The 15,767-nt window shown below is 65.3% G+C and carries 12 protein-coding genes; 1 reads left to right on the top strand and 11 read right to left on the bottom strand.

Annotated features, from left to right (window positions below; translation table 11 throughout):
• The first annotated feature begins 27 nt into the window (after positions 1–27).
• Entirely contained in the window at positions 28–1,887 is a 1,860-nt protein-coding gene (locus BA190_RS12325) for an ABC transporter ATP-binding protein (protein WP_068287035.1), read from the top strand.
• Positions 1,888–2,050: 163 nt separating this feature from the next.
• Here the strand turns inward: BA190_RS12325 and BA190_RS12320 are convergent, their stop codons facing one another.
• The 11 genes from BA190_RS12320 to BA190_RS12270 all read right to left on the bottom strand — a co-directional run bounded on the left by BA190_RS12320 (position 2,051) and on the right by BA190_RS12270 (position 15,478).
• Positions 2,051–4,288 carry a trehalase family glycosidase gene (locus tag BA190_RS12320; RefSeq protein WP_068287032.1) on the bottom strand — a complete coding sequence of 746 codons (2,238 nt, stop codon included), beginning with the start codon at positions 4,286–4,288 and terminating at the stop codon, positions 2,051–2,053.
• A gap of 1 nt (position 4,289) precedes the next feature.
• Positions 4,290–5,345 carry an ABC transporter ATP-binding protein gene (locus BA190_RS12315; RefSeq protein ID WP_068287030.1) on the bottom strand — a complete coding sequence of 352 codons (1,056 nt, stop codon included), beginning with the start codon at positions 5,343–5,345 and terminating at the stop codon, positions 4,290–4,292.
• Positions 5,332–6,111, bottom strand: a complete 780-nt coding sequence (locus BA190_RS12310; protein ID WP_068287027.1) for an ABC transporter permease — start codon at positions 6,109–6,111, stop codon at positions 5,332–5,334. Before BA190_RS12310 ends, BA190_RS12315 begins: the two co-directional genes overlap by 14 nt.
• Positions 6,112–6,120: 9 nt before the next feature.
• On the bottom strand, positions 6,121–7,014 hold the full coding sequence (locus BA190_RS12305) for an ABC transporter permease (protein ID WP_371260315.1): 894 nt from the start codon (positions 7,012–7,014) through the stop codon (positions 6,121–6,123).
• Positions 7,015–7,237: 223 nt separating this feature from the next.
• The gene (locus BA190_RS12300) at positions 7,238–8,302 is read right to left on the bottom strand and encodes a PotD/PotF family extracellular solute-binding protein (RefSeq protein WP_068287025.1); all 1,065 of its coding nucleotides are present in this window, start codon (positions 8,300–8,302) and stop codon (positions 7,238–7,240) included.
• An 86-nt stretch (positions 8,303–8,388) separates the two neighbouring features.
• Positions 8,389–9,360 carry a PfkB family carbohydrate kinase gene (locus BA190_RS12295; RefSeq protein WP_068287021.1) on the bottom strand — a complete coding sequence of 324 codons (972 nt, stop codon included), beginning with the start codon at positions 9,358–9,360 and terminating at the stop codon, positions 8,389–8,391.
• Positions 9,357–10,403, bottom strand: a complete 1,047-nt coding sequence (locus BA190_RS12290; protein ID WP_068287018.1) for an ADP-ribosylglycohydrolase family protein — start codon at positions 10,401–10,403, stop codon at positions 9,357–9,359. Before BA190_RS12290 ends, BA190_RS12295 begins: the two co-directional genes overlap by 4 nt.
• Positions 10,404–10,732: 329 nt before the next feature.
• The gene (locus tag BA190_RS12285; protein ID WP_068287014.1) at positions 10,733–11,836 is read right to left on the bottom strand and encodes a substrate-binding domain-containing protein; all 1,104 of its coding nucleotides are present in this window, start codon (positions 11,834–11,836) and stop codon (positions 10,733–10,735) included.
• 160 nt (positions 11,837–11,996) lie between these two features.
• Positions 11,997–12,965 (bottom strand): ABC transporter permease, encoded by a 969-nt coding sequence (locus tag BA190_RS12280; RefSeq protein WP_068287011.1) that lies wholly within the window; start codon positions 12,963–12,965, stop codon positions 11,997–11,999.
• 9 nt (positions 12,966–12,974) lie between these two features.
• On the bottom strand, positions 12,975–13,970 hold the full coding sequence (locus tag BA190_RS12275; protein ID WP_082979683.1) for an ABC transporter permease: 996 nt from the start codon (positions 13,968–13,970) through the stop codon (positions 12,975–12,977).
• The gene (locus BA190_RS12270; RefSeq protein ID WP_068287008.1) at positions 13,970–15,478 is read right to left on the bottom strand and encodes a sugar ABC transporter ATP-binding protein; all 1,509 of its coding nucleotides are present in this window, start codon (positions 15,476–15,478) and stop codon (positions 13,970–13,972) included. The genes BA190_RS12275 and BA190_RS12270 overlap by 1 nt, the downstream gene beginning before the upstream one ends.
• Positions 15,479–15,767 lie beyond the last annotated feature (289 nt).

Here is a 15,767-nt window from a genome sequence, read left to right as displayed (position 1 = left end):
CGGCATTGTTTCAAGGTCATATTTTCGATGTTTGCGCGCTTATTCCGATTTCTCGAAAGCCGCATAGACATATTCGCCGCTTTCGACGAGCACGACACGCCGCCCACCGGGGTATGGCGTTTCATGTGGCACCACCTCAAGCCCGTGAAGGGCTGGCTCGCCGCCATCATGGCGATCGAGCTGGCCTTCAGCGGCGTGGAGGCCGGCATCTATCTGATGGTCGGCTGGTTCGTGGACCTGCTCAACAAGGGCTCGCCGCAGACCCTCTTGCGCGACCACGGCCTGCTTCTCGCCGGCGCCCTGTTCGTGGTGCTGTTCCTGCGGCCGGTCCTGTTCTTCGTGACCCAGGCCGTCACCAATCTGATCGTGGTACCGCCGCTCACCAACCAGATCCGCTGGCGCAACCACATCTATACGCTCGGCCATTCGCTCACCTATTTCCAGAACGACTTCGCCGGGCGCCTGTCGGCGCGCGTGATCCAGGCCGGGCAGTCGATCCGCTCGGCCATCATCGCTGTCATCGGCGACCTCTGGTATGCGCTGGTCTTCGCCGGGGTCACCATCGGCTTCTTCGGCTCGGTCGACATCTGGCTGGTGCTGCCCGTCCTCCTCTGGCTGGCGGCCTATGCCGCGCTGCTCTCCTTTTTCGTGCCGCGAGCCCTGAAGCGCTCGGAAGCCAATTCCCTCGGCCGTTCCACCACGACAGGGCGCATCGTCGATTCCTACACCAACATCCTCACCGTGAAGCTGTTCGCGCGCTCCGATCTCGAACGCTCGGCGGTCAGGGACGCGCTCAAGCGCTGGAACGAGAGCTTCCTCGACCTGATGCGCCTGATCCTCGGCGCCAGCTTCGCCCTGCAGGTGCTGAACAGCCTGCTGCTGGTGGTGATCGCCGGCATGATCCTGGTGCTGTGGAGCCAGGGCAACATGACGGCCGGCGCCGGTGCGGCAGCCCTCACCCTGGTGCTGCGGTTGATCCAGCTCTCGGGCTGGCTGATGTATCTGATCCGCGACGTCTTCGAGAATATCGGCGCCGTGCAGGAGAGCATGCTGACCATCGCCAAGCCGCATGACCTCGTCGACGCTCCCGATGCCGCCACGCTCTCGGTGCCGCGTGGAGAAATCGTCTTCGAGCATGTCCGTTTCGGCTATGGCGGAACGCATCCGGTCTTTTCGGATCTCTCGCTCACCATCCGCCCCGGCGAAAAGGTCGGCATCGTCGGTCCGTCCGGCGCCGGCAAGTCGACGCTGGTCAATCTGCTGCTCCGCCTCTACGCGATCCAGTCGGGCCGGATCCTGATCGATGGGCAGGACATTGCCGGCGTCAGCCAGGACAGCCTGCGCCGGCAGATCGGCGTGGTGACGCAGGACAATTCCCTGCTGCACCGCTCCATCCAGGACAACATCGCCTATGGCCGTACGGAAGCGGACAAGGATGCCGTCGAGGATGCGGCGAGGCAGGCCGCCGCGCACGACTTCATCGTCACGCTGGGCGATCAGGACGGCCGCGCCGGCTACGAATCGCGTGTGGGCGAACGCGGCGTGAAACTCTCCGGCGGACAGCGCCAGCGCATCACCATCGCCCGCGTGTTGCTCAAGAACGCCCCGATCCTGGTGCTCGACGAAGCGACCTCCGCCCTCGATTCAGAAGTGGAGGCGACGATCCAGGGCCAGCTCCGCCGCCTGATGCACGACAAGACGGTGCTGGCCATTGCCCACCGCCTCTCGACGATCGCCGAACTCGACCGCCTCATCGTGCTTGACGGCGGCCGCATCGTCGAGCAGGGGCGGCACGAGGACCTGATCGCACGCGACGGCCTCTATGCCAGGCTGTGGCGCCGCCAGTCCGGCGGCTTCCTGGCTTTGGAGGACAGTTCGGCTGCTTGAGGCGCACCGAGATACATGCACCGTCATCCCCGGCGGGGTCGGAGACCCCGGGAAGGGGATCCAGGGGCGAAAAGCTGTTCCCCTCAGCCCCTGGATCCCCTTCCCTTCGCCCTCTTTCGCTACGCTCGCGAGTGGCTCAGCCGGGGATGACAATCCGTTCGTTTCAATGGCCGGTGATTGGCGCACGCCACCGCAGCTCGAAATCGGCCGCCTTGGCGCTCGCGGGAAGGCGAACCAGGATACCGCCCTCCTCCGTGGTTGCGACCACCTCGCCGTCGAGGCTCGCCTGGGGCTTCATGCCGGCATGGAGGTGCGGGAAGCGCAGGAAGCATGCTCGCTCGATCGGAGGCAGCCGCAATGACAGCATGCCGTCCGCCATCGAAAGCTGGGAGATCCGGCCGGCGATATCGGTGTCCAGCAAAGTGCGCTCGCCCCGGATCAAGCTCAGGCGGCCCTGTGAAATGGCGAGGCGAACCTGCCCCAGCGGGCTTGCGAAGGGTCCCAGCTCGCCCTCCCCACCCGGATTGGCAATTTCCCAGCCATGCCAGGGCGTGACATCGGTCAAGGCAGCAATGCCGAGCTTGGCCATCAGCGCGCCCCAGCTGTAGAAGCGCTCGGTGTCGGGCTGGTCGAGCGGTTCGCCCGTCTCGGCATTGTAGTTTTCCGGGCAGATACGCCGGCTCTCCCAGGCGGAACGAAACAGCGCAAAGCTGCGCTGGGCCAAGACCAAAGCCCTCTTGTCCAGTCCGTAGCGGCGCAGGCCGTGATAGACGAGATAGTTGAAGGGTGGCCAGATCCGGCCGCGCCAATAGGAATTGTCGCCGAAGGCGGGATCCGCACGGCTGACACCGGGAATGACCGGATCGCCGCCGAAGGTCGAGGGATCGTCGAGATGCTCGCAGAGCCGGTCGGCCTGCTCGGGCGTCGCGGCACCAGCCAGCAGCGGATAGAAACTGGTCGGTGCGAGGCTCTTCACGAAGCCGCCGCCGCGCCGGCGATTGGCGAAGATGCCACGCTCGCCGTCCCATAAAGTCTCGCGAATAAGGGCTTTCGTGGCTTCGGCTCGGGCGGCATGGGCGGCTGCCTCCTCCTCGCGCCCCAGCTCCGCCGCCATCAAGGCGAGCATTTCGGCGTCGAGCGCCAGCAGGCTGTTGAGCCCGACATCCCAAAGATCGAGCGTGCGTGTGGCCTTGTCGTAGCGCGCCTCGTCGTGAACCGGCGAATTGTCCATCGCCGACTCATTGCGTGCGCCGAAATGGGTGCCCTTGTAGAGCCCGTCGCCCACGTCGGAAGTGCCGAAGGAGGCGAGCCCCGTCCCGCCCGGATCGCGCTCCCGCCACCACCAGGCATGGTTGCGCGCCAGTGCGGCATAGGCATTTTCGATCAGGTCGCGGGCGCGATGGCGCAGATAAAGCTGCCAGACCACGAAACCGCCGATGGGGCTCTGGCTGCGGTCGACCCAGGCATCGCTGGCGGTGAGCAGGCAGGGCAGATTGCCCTGTGGCGTCGCCCCCGAAAACACGGCGGAAAGATTGTCGCGGGCGAGGCCCGCGTCGAGCTCGCCGGCCATCAGGGCGGCATAGAACTGGTCGTTCAGCCAGACGCCGTAGCCGCCGAATTTCCCAAGGTCCCAGTTGCGGCTGATGGCGGTGTAAGGCCGCTGGTTGATGCCGTCCCATACCGTGTTCCAGGCGACGACGTCGCGCAGCGCCGCCAGGGCAATGGCGGGCTCGCCATCCGGTTGGGGCGGCATCGTCTCACGCCGCGCCAGCAGGGCCCGCGCCTGGGCGACGGCAAGGTCCTGCCGGTCGGCAATCGCGAGCGCAAAGCGATTGTCGCGCATCATTTCCAGGTTGAAGCGCAGCACGAGAACGGGCGCGGCCTCGGCCCGGGAACCGGTATGGAAATAGCCGTGGGTCTCGTAATCCTGCACCGCATCGTCGAGCGAGGCATGTCCGGTCACCTGCACGGGGGGTTCCTCGCTGGCGAGCACAGCGAAGCGATGCCCGACACGGATGATCAGAGCTCCGTCGGCCTCCTCGAAACGAACCTCCTCGCCACCGTCCGCCGAAAGGCAGAGATTGACCCAGAAACGCAAACCCCATTCGCCGGCCTTGGCCATCTGCCAACTGCCGATGAGGCTGAAGGGATCGGCCTTGGTATAGCGCCAATCGAGGGTGGTGCCAGCGTGGGAAAGCTGAAGCTCCACCAGCGAGCCGTCGAGGGCGTGCCGCCCCAGCGTGACGGCATCGCCCGGCTCGAACAGGCAGGCCTTGCCGGTACTGGCCGCGAAGGCAAGCGGGGTAAGCCTGAGGCCAAGCGGCAGGAACACCATTTCCGCCGGCCGCGACGACCAGCTGTTCCAAGCGCTTTCGAGCGGAATATTGACGCTGACCGGCATATCAGGCCTGCAACAGGACGGTGTTGGCGGGCGACCAGGCCAGCGTGACGGCCTGCCCGGGCGTGGCCGACGAGATCTCCCGGTTCTGCGACAGCACCTTGATGTCGCCGCCTCCGGGCCCTTCGGCGATGAAGGTCGAGACTGCGCCGGCATAGATGATCTCGCGTATCCTCGTGGCGAAGACATTGTCGTCCCCGGGGCTTTCTCCCGGTGCCAGAAGCCGCATTTTCTCGGGCCGCACCGCCGCCGTGACCTTGCCGCCGGGGCTGCGAAGCCCATCGGCGGTGCGGATGACGCCGCCCCCGATCTCGATCCCCGCGCCCGTTACCGTGCCCTCGAAGAAATTGGCGTCTCCCAGGAAGGAGGCGGCAAAACGGGTGCGCGGGCGCTCATAGATGTCGAGCGGCGCGCCCTCCTGCACGATGCGCCCACCGTCGAGGATGGCGACCGTGTCCGATAGTGTCAGCGCCTCCTCCTGGTCATGGGTGACGAAGATGGTGGTGAGCCCGCTCTCGCGCTGGATGCGGCGCAGTTCGATCTGCATGTCCTGGCGCAGGCGCCGGTCGAGCGCGGACAGGGGCTCGTCCAGCAGGAGAACCCTGGGCTTTGTGACGATGGCACGGGCGAGTGCCACGCGCTGCTGCTGGCCGCCCGAAAGCTGCTTTGGCTTGCGCTGCTCGAAGCCGGTGAGATGAACCATCTCCAGCACCCGCGCCACTTCCTTGCGCGCGGCCTCGCCCCGGATGCCCTGGCGGTTGAGCCCGAAGATGACGTTGTCGAACACGCTCATATGTGGAAACAGCGCATAGGACTGGAACACCATGCCGACCTTGCGCTGCCACAGCGCAACCCCGGTGACGTCCTCTCCCCCGAACAGGATGCGTCCCTCGTCCGGATCGACGAAACCGCCGATGATGCGCAGCAACGTGGTCTTGCCGGAGCCCGAAGGGCCGAGCAGGCTGGTGAACTCGCCCGCCTTGAAGGCGGTGCTCACCTTGTCGAGCACCCGCAAGGATCCGTAGCCCTTGCTGATCGAAGCGACTTCAACGCCGATCACGACTGCCTCCCAGATTGGACAATTGGGCGAAGATCAGCACGAGAACGGCCGAGACGCCGAGGAAGATGGCGGAGATCGCATTGATCTCCGGCGTGAAGCCCTTGCGGATCGAGGTGTAGATCTCGACCGGCAGGGTGGAGACGCCCGGCGTCGCCAGGAAGTAGGAGACCACGAACTGGTCGAGCGAAACCGCGAAGGCAAAGAGCAGCGCCGCGATGATGCTCGGCGCCAGCAAAGGCAGCGTCACCGCAAAGAAGGCGTGGATCGGCGTCGATCCCAGGCTCATCGCCGCCTCCTCGAGATCGGCCCGCAATGTCTGCATGCCGGTGCCGACGATCAGGACGACATAGGGGATGGCCAGGGCGACATGGCCGATCAGCATGGCATGCAGGCCGCGCCCGATGCCCGTCCAGAAGAAGAACACCAGCATGGCCGTGCCGGTGATCAGCCAGGGAATGGCGATCGGCGGCAGCAGCAGCACCTTGAGCAGCGATTGTCCCCGGAAGGTGCGGCGGTTGAGGGCGAGCGAGGCCAGCGTACCCACTGATGTCGCGATGATCGAGGTCGCCAGGGCGATCATCAGGCTGTTGTAGGTGGCCGACAGCAGAGGCCCGTTCTCCGCGAGGACGCCGAACCAGTGGAAGGTCGGTTCGATCGGCAGGGTGTAGAGGGGTGACGCGTTGAAAGCCATCGCCACCATCACCGCGATGGGCAGATAGAGGAAGACCAGGGTGGCGGCGAGGAAGGTGCGCCCGAGTGCGATCATGATCCCCTCCTACGGTGTCGCAGCGCGGCCGGACAGCACGCGCGAGGAGACGGCGAAGATCAGTAGCACCACCGCCAGCATGGTGAAGGAGAGGGCCGCGCCCAGCGGCCAGTTGAAAGCCGCGGTGAACTGGTCCTCGATCACGGTGCCCATGGTGACGCCGATGCGCCCCCCCAGGATACGAGGCTCCATGAAGCTGCCGATCACCGGCACGAAGATCAGGATCGATCCGGAAATCAGGCCGGGCATGCAGAGCGGCAGCAGGATCTTCCAGAACACCACCGGGGTGCGGGCGCCGAGACTGCGGGCGGCCTCGATGGTCGAGTCCTCGATCGCCGTGGCTGAGAGGTAGCAGGTCAGGATCATATAGGGCAGATAGGCATGGACCAAGCCGATGATGATGGCCGGAAAGCTGTAGAGCAGCGACACCGAGGGCGCCGCCGGCACGAGCCAGTGCAGGGCATAGTCGAGAATGCCCCCTTCCCTCAGCACCATGGTCCAGGAGAACACGCGCACCAGCCCGTTGGTCCAGAACGGCAGGATGATGAGGAGAAACAGGATGTGCCTGGAGCGCCCGGCCGTCGCCCGCGCCAAAGCGAGCGCGGCGGGAAGGCCGATCAGCGCGCACAGGCCCGTGGTCCACAGCCCGATCTGGATCGAGGTCCAGGCGACGTTGAACAGATAGGGCCGCTTGATGAAGGCGAGGTAGTTGTCGACGGTGTAGACCAGAGCCCGCCCCGGAACCGGCGAGCTCTTCAGGAAGCTGAAGAACAGCATGGCGCAGAGCGGCAGGAAGACGGCCAGCAGCAGCCAGCCATAGGCCGGCGTCAACAAGGCCGCCGTGGTCCAGCCTTGCCCCAGGCGCCTGCGGGGGCCTGACTTGCCGCCATCGGCTTTCGACACGATCTCCACCTGTGCTTTCCCTTTCGGTCATCCAGGACGCGCTACAGCACGCAGTGCCGTGGCGCAGATCCGGGATCGCGAGCAGATTGATGCTTGTTTCAGCACGACCCTTGTCATTGCCGGGCTTGACCCGGCAATCCAGCCTGCCTTCCCAGGGTGGAAGGACCGAAGAGCTGGATGCCCGGGTCAAGCCCGGGCATGACAAAGCTCGGCGTTACCAACCTCACTTGGCGTAGAAGGCCTTCACTTCTTCCCACAGATCGTTGAAGGACTGGCGGCGATCATCCGGCAAGGCGGCCATGAAGGTCAGCTTCGGCAGGTAGTCGGCCTTGTGGATCTGCCGGTTGAGATCGTCGGCCGGCAGCTTGTTCATCGCTCCCTCATTGGCGGAGGCCGGGGCGCCTGCCTCCTTGGCCCAGGTGAGGTAGAAGGTGGGATCGATCATGTAGTTGAGGAATTTGAGCGCATCCTCCTTCTTGGTGCTGGAGGTCGGCACCGCCAGGCTGTCGAGCCAGCCGATGGCGCCTTCCTTGGGCACGATGAACTCCACCGGCAGCTTGTGCTGGCGGATGGAGCGCACCGCCGCGCCCGACCAGTAGACGGAGATGTCGAAGGAATTGGCGGCAAACGCCTTGTTCCATTCGTCTTCGCTCGACCACATCAGCTTGACGTTCGGCTTCATCGCCTTCAGCACCTCGGTGATCTTGGCGAGGTCCTTGGGATCGTTGGCATCCTGGCCCGTGAGCAAAGCGCCAATACCGACAGAGGTCACGGCGTCGTCGAACAGGGCCAGCTTGCCCGCATATTTGGGGTCGGAGAAAATCGTCCAGCTGTCGGCGCTGATGCCCTGGCGCACGGCGAGGGAATTCATGCCCCAGAGCCACGCAAGGCCATAGGTCTTGCCGTCGGCCTTGAGGTTGGCGTGGTCCTTCAGGGCCGGAGCCAGATCCTTGGCATTGGCGATGGTGGCAAGGTCGACCGGGTCGATCAGGCCCTCGGCCTGGGCCTGCTGGGTGCGGGCGCTGTTGATCAGCACCACGTCATAGGCACCCGGATTGGTGCGCAGCTTGGTCAGCATCTCCGGTTCGGAGTTGAAATAGTCGTGCTTGACCGTGATGCCGGTCTGCTCGGCGAAGGCCTTGAGCGCGAAGGCCTCGTCGGTGCCGTAGCCCTTCCAGTTGAGCACGGTGATTTCCTTGGCCTGGGCAGAGCCCGGGCGTGCCCACAGCCCGGCGACGGCCGCGGCTCCCAAGGCGGTGAAATGGCGGCGCGTGATCCGATATGTCATCTTTCCAATTCCCTTCGTCGATGGCGACATTCTGCTCTCGATTTTCTTATCATTGGCTGGGCGTTCGTGCCTTTTGAGCCTCCACCCTATCCTTTTGTTGTCCTGCCGGCCTCCTGATCAGCAAGGAAGGCGTTGAGTTCCTCCGTGCCGGGCGCGGTCGCCGGTCCCTTGCGGGTGACGGCAAGGGCGGCGGCGGCGTTGGCCCGCTTCGCAGCCTCGGCCGCGGGATAACCGGCGGCGAGCGCGGCCAGGAACACGCCCGTATGGGCATCTCCCGCTCCGGTGGCGTCGACCATGCGCACGGGAGGCGCCGGAACCTGCAGGCCGGTCTCCCCGATGTCGCCGCCGAGCAGGAAACACCCGGCGGGGCCATCCCTCAGGATCGCCAGTGCGCCCGGCGACAGGCGATCGCGCACCCGCCTCGCCGCCTCCGTCCTGTCGTCGGCTCCGGTGAGCAGGCCGGCCTCGCGCCGGTTCAGGGTCAAGATGTCGGCCCGTTCCAGCACCGCGGCCATGATGTCGGCTGGGATATCGGCGACCAGGGGACCGGGATCGATCATCACGGTGACGCTCGCCGGCAGGCCGGTGATCCAAGCGGCAATCGCTGGACCAAGCTGCGGGTAGCAAAGGTCATAGCCCGAGGCGAACAGCGCATCCGCCGGCCCCAGTTGCAGGGCGGAGAGCGGTTCTTGCCCCGGCCGCGCCTCGACGCCCGGGCTGGTGACGAAGGTGCGCTCGCCGTCCGGCTCGACCATCACGATACAAAAGCCGCTGTCGCCGTCCGTGCTCGCCGGCATCAGCGCTTCGATGCCTTCGGCCGCCAGTTCGGCGCGGATACGCTCGCCATAAGGCCCCTTGCCGTGCTGGCCGGCAAAGGCGGCCTTGAGGCCGTTGCGGGCAGCCGCCGTGAGAATGTTGAAGCCGCCTCCCGCACTGATCGTCGCCTCGGACCCCAGTACGTCGCCGCCGCGCTGCGGCAGACAGGGCACGTCGAGGCGGACATCGGCCAGGACGCTGCCGACGGACAGGAGCCGGGTGGGAGGCGGCCTCTTGCTCATGCCGAGGAAGTTCCCTTCGCGGCGGGAGGCAGGATCGACGCCCTGCCCCGCAGCGCCAGCAGGCGATCAGCCAGGCCGATAAGATCGAGGCCCGGATTGGCGGCCTCGAGGGCTGCGATCACCGGCGCGGGAAAAGCTTCGACGCCATGGCAGGCACCCGCCACCGCGCCGGCAATGGCGGCAACGGTATCACAATCGCCCCCCAGGCTCGCCGACAGGCGGCAGATGCGCCAGGGATCGTCGGGCGCCAGCGAGATGATGGCCATCGCGGCGGGCACGGCCTCCTGCGTGGCGACGCCGGTTCCGACGATGTCGTAGATGAGATCGAGGGCCTCGGCCTCGCTTTTGCCCCGTACCAGCCCGATAGCCCAGCGGATCCGCGCGGCGATATCACCGCCGGCGAAATAGAAGCCGCGCTTCGCCCCCTGCACCGCGCCCTCGACGGCCGCCTGCAGCGCTTCGTCGATATTGGCTCCGTCGACCGCGGCACTCACGGCAGCGGCGACGGCCGATGCGCCGGCAAGGCCAATGGTGGTGTTGTGGGTGACATGGCCGGACTGGAAGACGGCATCGACCAGCGCCTCGACGGGACGCGCCTGGAAGACGATGCCGACCGGGGCAACGCGCATGGCCGCGCCGTTGGTGGCGCCGGTGCGCCCGGTCTCGTCGGTCGGCATGCCCTCGGCGATCAGCGTCAGCGCCTTGCGGGTGGAGGGGCCGAGGAGATCGGCCGAGCCCGCCGCGATCATGCGTGTTTCCCAAGCCAGGAGTTCGTCGGCGAAACGCCGGGGATCGACATAGCCCCTGCCCTCGACCAGGAGCTCGCCGAGGATGACGGCCTGGTCGGTATCATCGGTCACCCGGCCGGCCGGCATGCCGCGGCTGATCGGGTTGTCGTCGGGCGCCGGTTCGAAGCGTTCGAGAATGCCGTAGCGCGCCGAGACGAGGGCCCGCGGCATATATTGCGTGGGCATGCCCAAGGCATCGCCAATCGCCAGGCCGACAAGCGCCCCCCGAGCACGGCTTTGAGCGGAAATAGCCATGGCTGCCCTTTCGAGAAAGCGCCGAAAATTCGTTTGTGTACAAACGATATTCCCGTGCAATTTGCCCCCTGTCAAGGGGCATCCAACCAGAGCGTTTTGCGATTTGGCGGTTACGCCAAGAATCGCAAAGACGCGTCGGACCAAAGAGCTAGAGCAAACAAGCGCCTCCGTCTCAACGCGCTTTGCTCCAGGTAGCGGGATACTGGTTTCTCCACACCGATTCCGGGTCGACGTCAAAGGAAAAGCCGGGATCTCTCCCGGCCTTCTGCTGGTTTGAGCACTGGGCGACAATCCGATTCGGGAAGGACGCCTACAGCCTTGATCTTTCGTTAGAAATCGAACTTCTCGATATTCTCCTTCGTGAACACGAAGGGCGAGCCGAGGAGCACTTCGGAGCCGTTGATCACGTTGAGCTCGCCGAGCTTGCCGGCCTTGACCTTGGTGTCGCCGGGCTTGAGCGAACCATCGGCCGTGGCGCGCAGGACCTGCATGGCGGCATAGCCGAGATCGACCGGGTTCCACAGCACCACGGACTTCACGCAATCCTTGGCGACATAGGGCTTCATGGCGTTGGGCGTGGCCAGCCCGATCACCGCCACCTTGCCGCATTGGCCGGCCTGGGTCACCGCCTCGGCCGAAGCCGGCGTGGCGACGCTGGTCATGCCGAAGATGCCCTTGAGATCGGAGCCGTATTTGTTGATCAGCGTGGTCGCCTGCGAGAAGGAGAGCGCATTGTCCTCCTGCGCCTCCACCGTCTCCAGGAGCTTCAGCTTGGGATGGCACTTGGCGGCATAGGCTGCCATCTCGGCGATCCAGCGGGCCTGGTTGGGCGTGGTGAAGGTCGAGGTGACGATGGCAACGCCCGCATCCTCGCCGCTCTCCTTGACCATGTTGTCGACCATGGCCTTGGCGATGCCGTTGAACTCGGCCTGGTTGACGAACCACTGGCGGGAATCCGGCGTGGAATTCGCGTCGTAGCCGACGACATTGATACCCTTGGACAGCGCCTTCTTCAGCACGGGCGCGATCGCGACCGGGTCGTTGGCGGCGTAGAGGATGCCGTCGACGCCGGAGGTGATGTAATTGTCGATGAAGGTGATCTGTTCATCGATATTGGCCTTGGTCGGCCCGTCGGTCTTGGCATCGACATTGCCGAGCTCCTTGGCCGCGTCGGCGATGCCCTTGGAGGTGGCGTTGAAATAGCCGATGCCGATGAGCTTGGGCACGTCCACCACCTTGATCGGCTTGCCCTTGCGGTCGGGCGCGCCGGTGACGGCGCCGCCGTCATAGGGCTTGCTCGTCGCGCTGGCCGGCGTGGCATCGCAGGCGAGCGGATTGGTGGGCAGGTCATCGCCGCCGGTCCAGGCCGAGGCGGCATGCGCCAGGCCCACCAGGGACACGCTCAAGGCGAGAGCCAGGGATATACGGATCATGGTCTTCCTCCACAGTTCGCCGGTCTTGCACCGGCTGCCATTGCCGTCCCCGCCGCCGGAGAATCCGATTCCGGAACGAGGGCCAGATCGTTGATATTGAACGCCTTACGCCAGAATATCCTTTCAGGCGGGAGGACAGGCCCCGCCCGGAAGATCTTCGTCATGCCGGCCGCTTGCGACCGGCGATGCGGCTCAGCAAGGGAACCAGGTTGCTGAGCAGCACGGTGAGGATCAGGGCCGTGCCGATCAGGATGATGGTGCTGTCGCCCTTGTAGCCCTGCAACAGCAGGCCGTTCTTCAGAGCCTGCATCAAGGCGAGGCCGAGTACCGTGCCGATGACGGTGCCGCGCCCGCCGAAGATGCTGGTGCCGCCGAGTACCACCGCCGTGATGGCATCGAGTTCCCAGCCCGATCCCATGTCGGAACGCGTGGTCGTCACCCGGGAGACGAAGATCACGCCGGCCAGCGAAGCGCACAGGCCCGAAGCGCCGTAGATCAGGATCTTGGTGCGGTCGACCGCGATGCCCGAGAAGCGCGCGGCGACCTCGTTGGAGCCGATGGCATAGGTCGTGCGACCGAACACCGTCAGGCCGAGCACGCAGGCCGCAACGATCGCCGCCAGCAAGAGCAGCCAGACCTGCACCGGCACGTCGAGCGCCTGCCCCTGCCCCAGCACCAGAAACCAGTCGGGATAGCCCCGCACGGACCGGGCCTGGCTGATGCCCTCCGCCAGGCCGCGATAGAGGGCGAGCGTGGCCAGGGTGGCGATCAGAGGCGGCACCTTGAAGCGGGTGATGATCAGGCCGTTGACGACCCCGCACAGGGTGCCGAGCACTAGCGCCAGCACGATGGCGACCGGCAGCGGCAGGCCGAGATTCTGCCAGAGCACGCCGAGCACGATGGCGACCACGCCGACGATCGAGCCGACGGAGAGATCGATGCCGCCGGTGACGATGACGAAGGTCATCGCCAGGGCGATCAAGCCGATCTCCGTCATCAGCCGGGCCTGGTTGAGGAGGTTGTCGACGGTGAGGAACCTGTCGGACGATTGCGCCAGGAAGATGAGCACGACCACCAGCAGCAGAGCCAGGATGGCCTCGTGGCGAAGCAGAAGGGAGCGCCAGTTCATCGTGCCCCCTCAGACCATGCGGTGGCGGCGGACCATGTCCGCCAGCACGGTGACAAGGATGAGCACGCCGACGATCGCCTGTTTCCAGAACACCAGCACATTGGAATAGGGCATGAAGGTCAAAGCCGAGGTGATGGTGGCGAACAGCATGGCCGCCAGGGTGGAGCCGATCACCGTGCCGGTGCCGCCGAGGATGGAGACGCCGCCGATCACGGCAGCGGTGATGACGGTGAGTTCGAGGCCGGGGGGTACGGTCGACTGGATCACCTGCAACTGCGTGGCGAAGAGCAGCGCCGCGAGCCCCGCGAAGAAGCCGTGAATGGCGAAGACGGCAACGGTCACGGGCTTGGCCGGAATGCCTGCGGCGCGGGCGGCTTCGGGATTGCCGCCGACCGCATAGATCGAGCGCCCGAAGGCCGAATAGCGCATCCAGAAGGCGACGGCCGCCGTCAACACCACCATGATGACGATGGGCGAGCGCACGCCGAACCAGTTCATCTGCGCGATCATGAAGTCGGGTGGCAGGTTGTTGATCCAGTTGCCGCTGGTCGCCAGGATCAGACCGCCCTTGAGGATGGAAAGCATGCCGAGCGTGACCACGATGGAGGGGATGCTGGCATAGGCGACCAGCACACCGACGAAGGCGTTGATGGCGATGCCCACCAGCACCGGCACCAACCAGGCGATCCAGACCGGATAGCCCTTGGTCGCCAGCGTGCCGGCAATGGTGGCGAGAACACCGATCAGCGAGCCGATGGAGACGTCGATATGGCCGGAGATGATCACCATCGCCATGCCGATGGCGGCAACCGCGATATAGGCATTGCCGGCGAAGATGGCGTTCAGGTTGCTGGCGCCGAGAAAGCGCGGATTGTAGAGGCCGATAGCGGCGATCAGCACGACGAGCGCGCCGAGCACCACCATCTCCTGGCCGAGCCCGCCGAACAGGCGTGCCAGGGGACCGCGCGAGGGCATGAGGGTGGAAGAGGATGCAGTCTCGCCCATCAGGCGGCTCCCTGCAGGGGTTGGGCATTGGTCATGGCGGCACCGACGGCATCCGGCGTCGCCTGGGAGCGATCGAATTCGGCGACGATGCGCCCGCCATTGATGACGAGGACGCGATCGCTCATGCCGAGCACCTCCGGCAATTCGCTCGATATCATCAGGATGGCGACACCCTGTTGCACCAGCCGTCCCATCAGCGCGTAGATCTCAGCCTTGGCGCCGACATCGATGCCACGGGTCGGCTCGTCCATGATCAGGATGCGCGGATTGGCCTCCAGCCACTTGGCGAGCACGACCTTCTGCTGGTTGCCGCCGGAGAGCTGACCGACGATCTGCTCGGGACCGCGGGTGCGGATGCCCAGGCGCTTGATCGCCTCGACCGAACGGCGGATCTCGTCGCCGAAGCGAATGGCGAAGCCGTTCGACATCTTGTCGAGCACCGCCATCGAGACGTTCTCGCGGATGGTCATCGGCCGCACCAGCCCCTGGGAGCCGCGATCCTCCGGCACATAGGCGATGCCGAGATCGCGCGCCTTGCGCGGACCGTCGATGGTCACCTTGCGGCCATTGACCAAGATCTCGCCCGTGCTGGCCGGGGTGATGCCGAACACGGTCAGCGCCAATTCCGTGCGCCCCGAGCCGATCAGGCCGGCAAGGCCCAGGATCTCGCCCGCCCTCAGGCTTAGCGAGACGTTCTGCACCTTGCGCCCGTAGCTGACATCGCGCAGTTCGAGTGCGACCTCGCCGAGCGGCGCTTCCACCTTGGGGAAAAGCTGCTCGATCGAACGGCCGACCATCATCGAGACAAGCAAGCCCTCGGTCACCTCGCCGATATCGCGCGTACCGATATAGCTGCCGTCGCGCAGCACAGTGACCCGATCCGCCAATTCGAAGATCTCGGGCATGCGGTGGGAGACGTAGATGATGGCGACGCCTCGCTCGCGCAGTTTCTTGACCACGCTCATCAGGCGGCGCACATCGGCCTCGACCAGCGCGGCCGTCGGCTCGTCCATGATCAACAGGCGGGCATCCTGCGACAGCGCCTTGGCGATCTCGACCCGCTGGCGATTGGCGACGGAAAGCGTGCCGACCTTGGCATCGACGTCGAGGTCGTGGCTGTCCAGGGAATCCAGGAGCTGGCGTGCCCTCAGGCGCATCGCGCTCCAGTCGAGCCCGCCCCACTTCTGACGGGGAGCATTGCCCAGGAAGATGTTCTCCGCCACCGTGAGTTCGGGAAACAGCAGCAATTCCTGATAGACGGTGGCGATGCCGTGGCGGCGCGCATGCCGTGGCGAGGTGAAGCGGACGGTCTCGCCGCCGACCGTCAGCGTGCCGGTATCCGGCTGATGCACACCGGCGATCACCTTGATCAGCGTCGACTTGCCAGCGCCGTTCTCGCCAAGCAAAGCGTGGACTTCACCGGGGCGCACGTCGAAATTGACGTCGCGCAGCACCTTCACGCCGGAAAAGGATTTGGAGATGTCGCGGAGGCTGACGACGGCCGTCATGGCGCCCTCCGAGTGACCGCCGCCATGGGACGACCCAGGCGTGACCGAAAGGCTTGCCCGGCGACGATCGTCATCCGGCCGACCCACGTCTCCCCCATGTCCGCGCCTTTCCTCACGCTTTTTTGTAAGACATATCGCCCAACTAGATCAAAAATCGTCTTTCAGCAAGCGGGATAAAGCATCATGTGAAATAATTAACTCACGAATGATCTAGAATCATCATCTTCACGAGACCTTCGATTCCGAAAAAATTTTCTTTTTACTCATGTATTTCAATGAGAAAGGGTAG

The sequence above is a fragment of the Labrys sp. WJW genome (genome assembly GCF_001676615.1).
GTDB lineage: Bacteria > Pseudomonadota > Alphaproteobacteria > Rhizobiales > Labraceae > Labrys > Labrys sedimenti.
This window is presented reverse-complemented; position numbering and strand designations above follow the sequence as displayed.

Coding starts and splice junctions, on each gene's coding strand:
- BA190_RS12295 (WP_068287021.1), bottom strand. CDS start 9,360: ATGAGCAAGAGGCCGCCTCCCACCCGGCTCCTGTCCGTCGGCAGCGTC.
- BA190_RS12270 (WP_068287008.1), bottom strand. CDS start 15,478: ATGACGGCCGTCGTCAGCCTCCGCGACATCTCCAAATCCTTTTCCGGC.
- BA190_RS12280 (WP_068287011.1), bottom strand. CDS start 12,965: ATGAACTGGCGCTCCCTTCTGCTTCGCCACGAGGCCATCCTGGCTCTG.
- BA190_RS12290 (WP_068287018.1), bottom strand. CDS start 10,403: ATGGCTATTTCCGCTCAAAGCCGTGCTCGGGGGGCGCTTGTCGGCCTG.
- BA190_RS12310 (WP_068287027.1), bottom strand. CDS start 6,111: ATGATCGCACTCGGGCGCACCTTCCTCGCCGCCACCCTGGTCTTCCTC.
- BA190_RS12275 (WP_082979683.1), bottom strand. CDS start 13,970: ATGGGCGAGACTGCATCCTCTTCCACCCTCATGCCCTCGCGCGGTCCC.
- BA190_RS12320 (WP_068287032.1), bottom strand. CDS start 4,288: ATGCCGGTCAGCGTCAATATTCCGCTCGAAAGCGCTTGGAACAGCTGG.
- BA190_RS12285 (WP_068287014.1), bottom strand. CDS start 11,836: ATGATCCGTATATCCCTGGCTCTCGCCTTGAGCGTGTCCCTGGTGGGC.
- BA190_RS12325 (WP_068287035.1), top strand. CDS start 28: ATGTTTGCGCGCTTATTCCGATTTCTCGAAAGCCGCATAGACATATTC.
- BA190_RS12300 (WP_068287025.1), bottom strand. CDS start 8,302: ATGACATATCGGATCACGCGCCGCCATTTCACCGCCTTGGGAGCCGCG.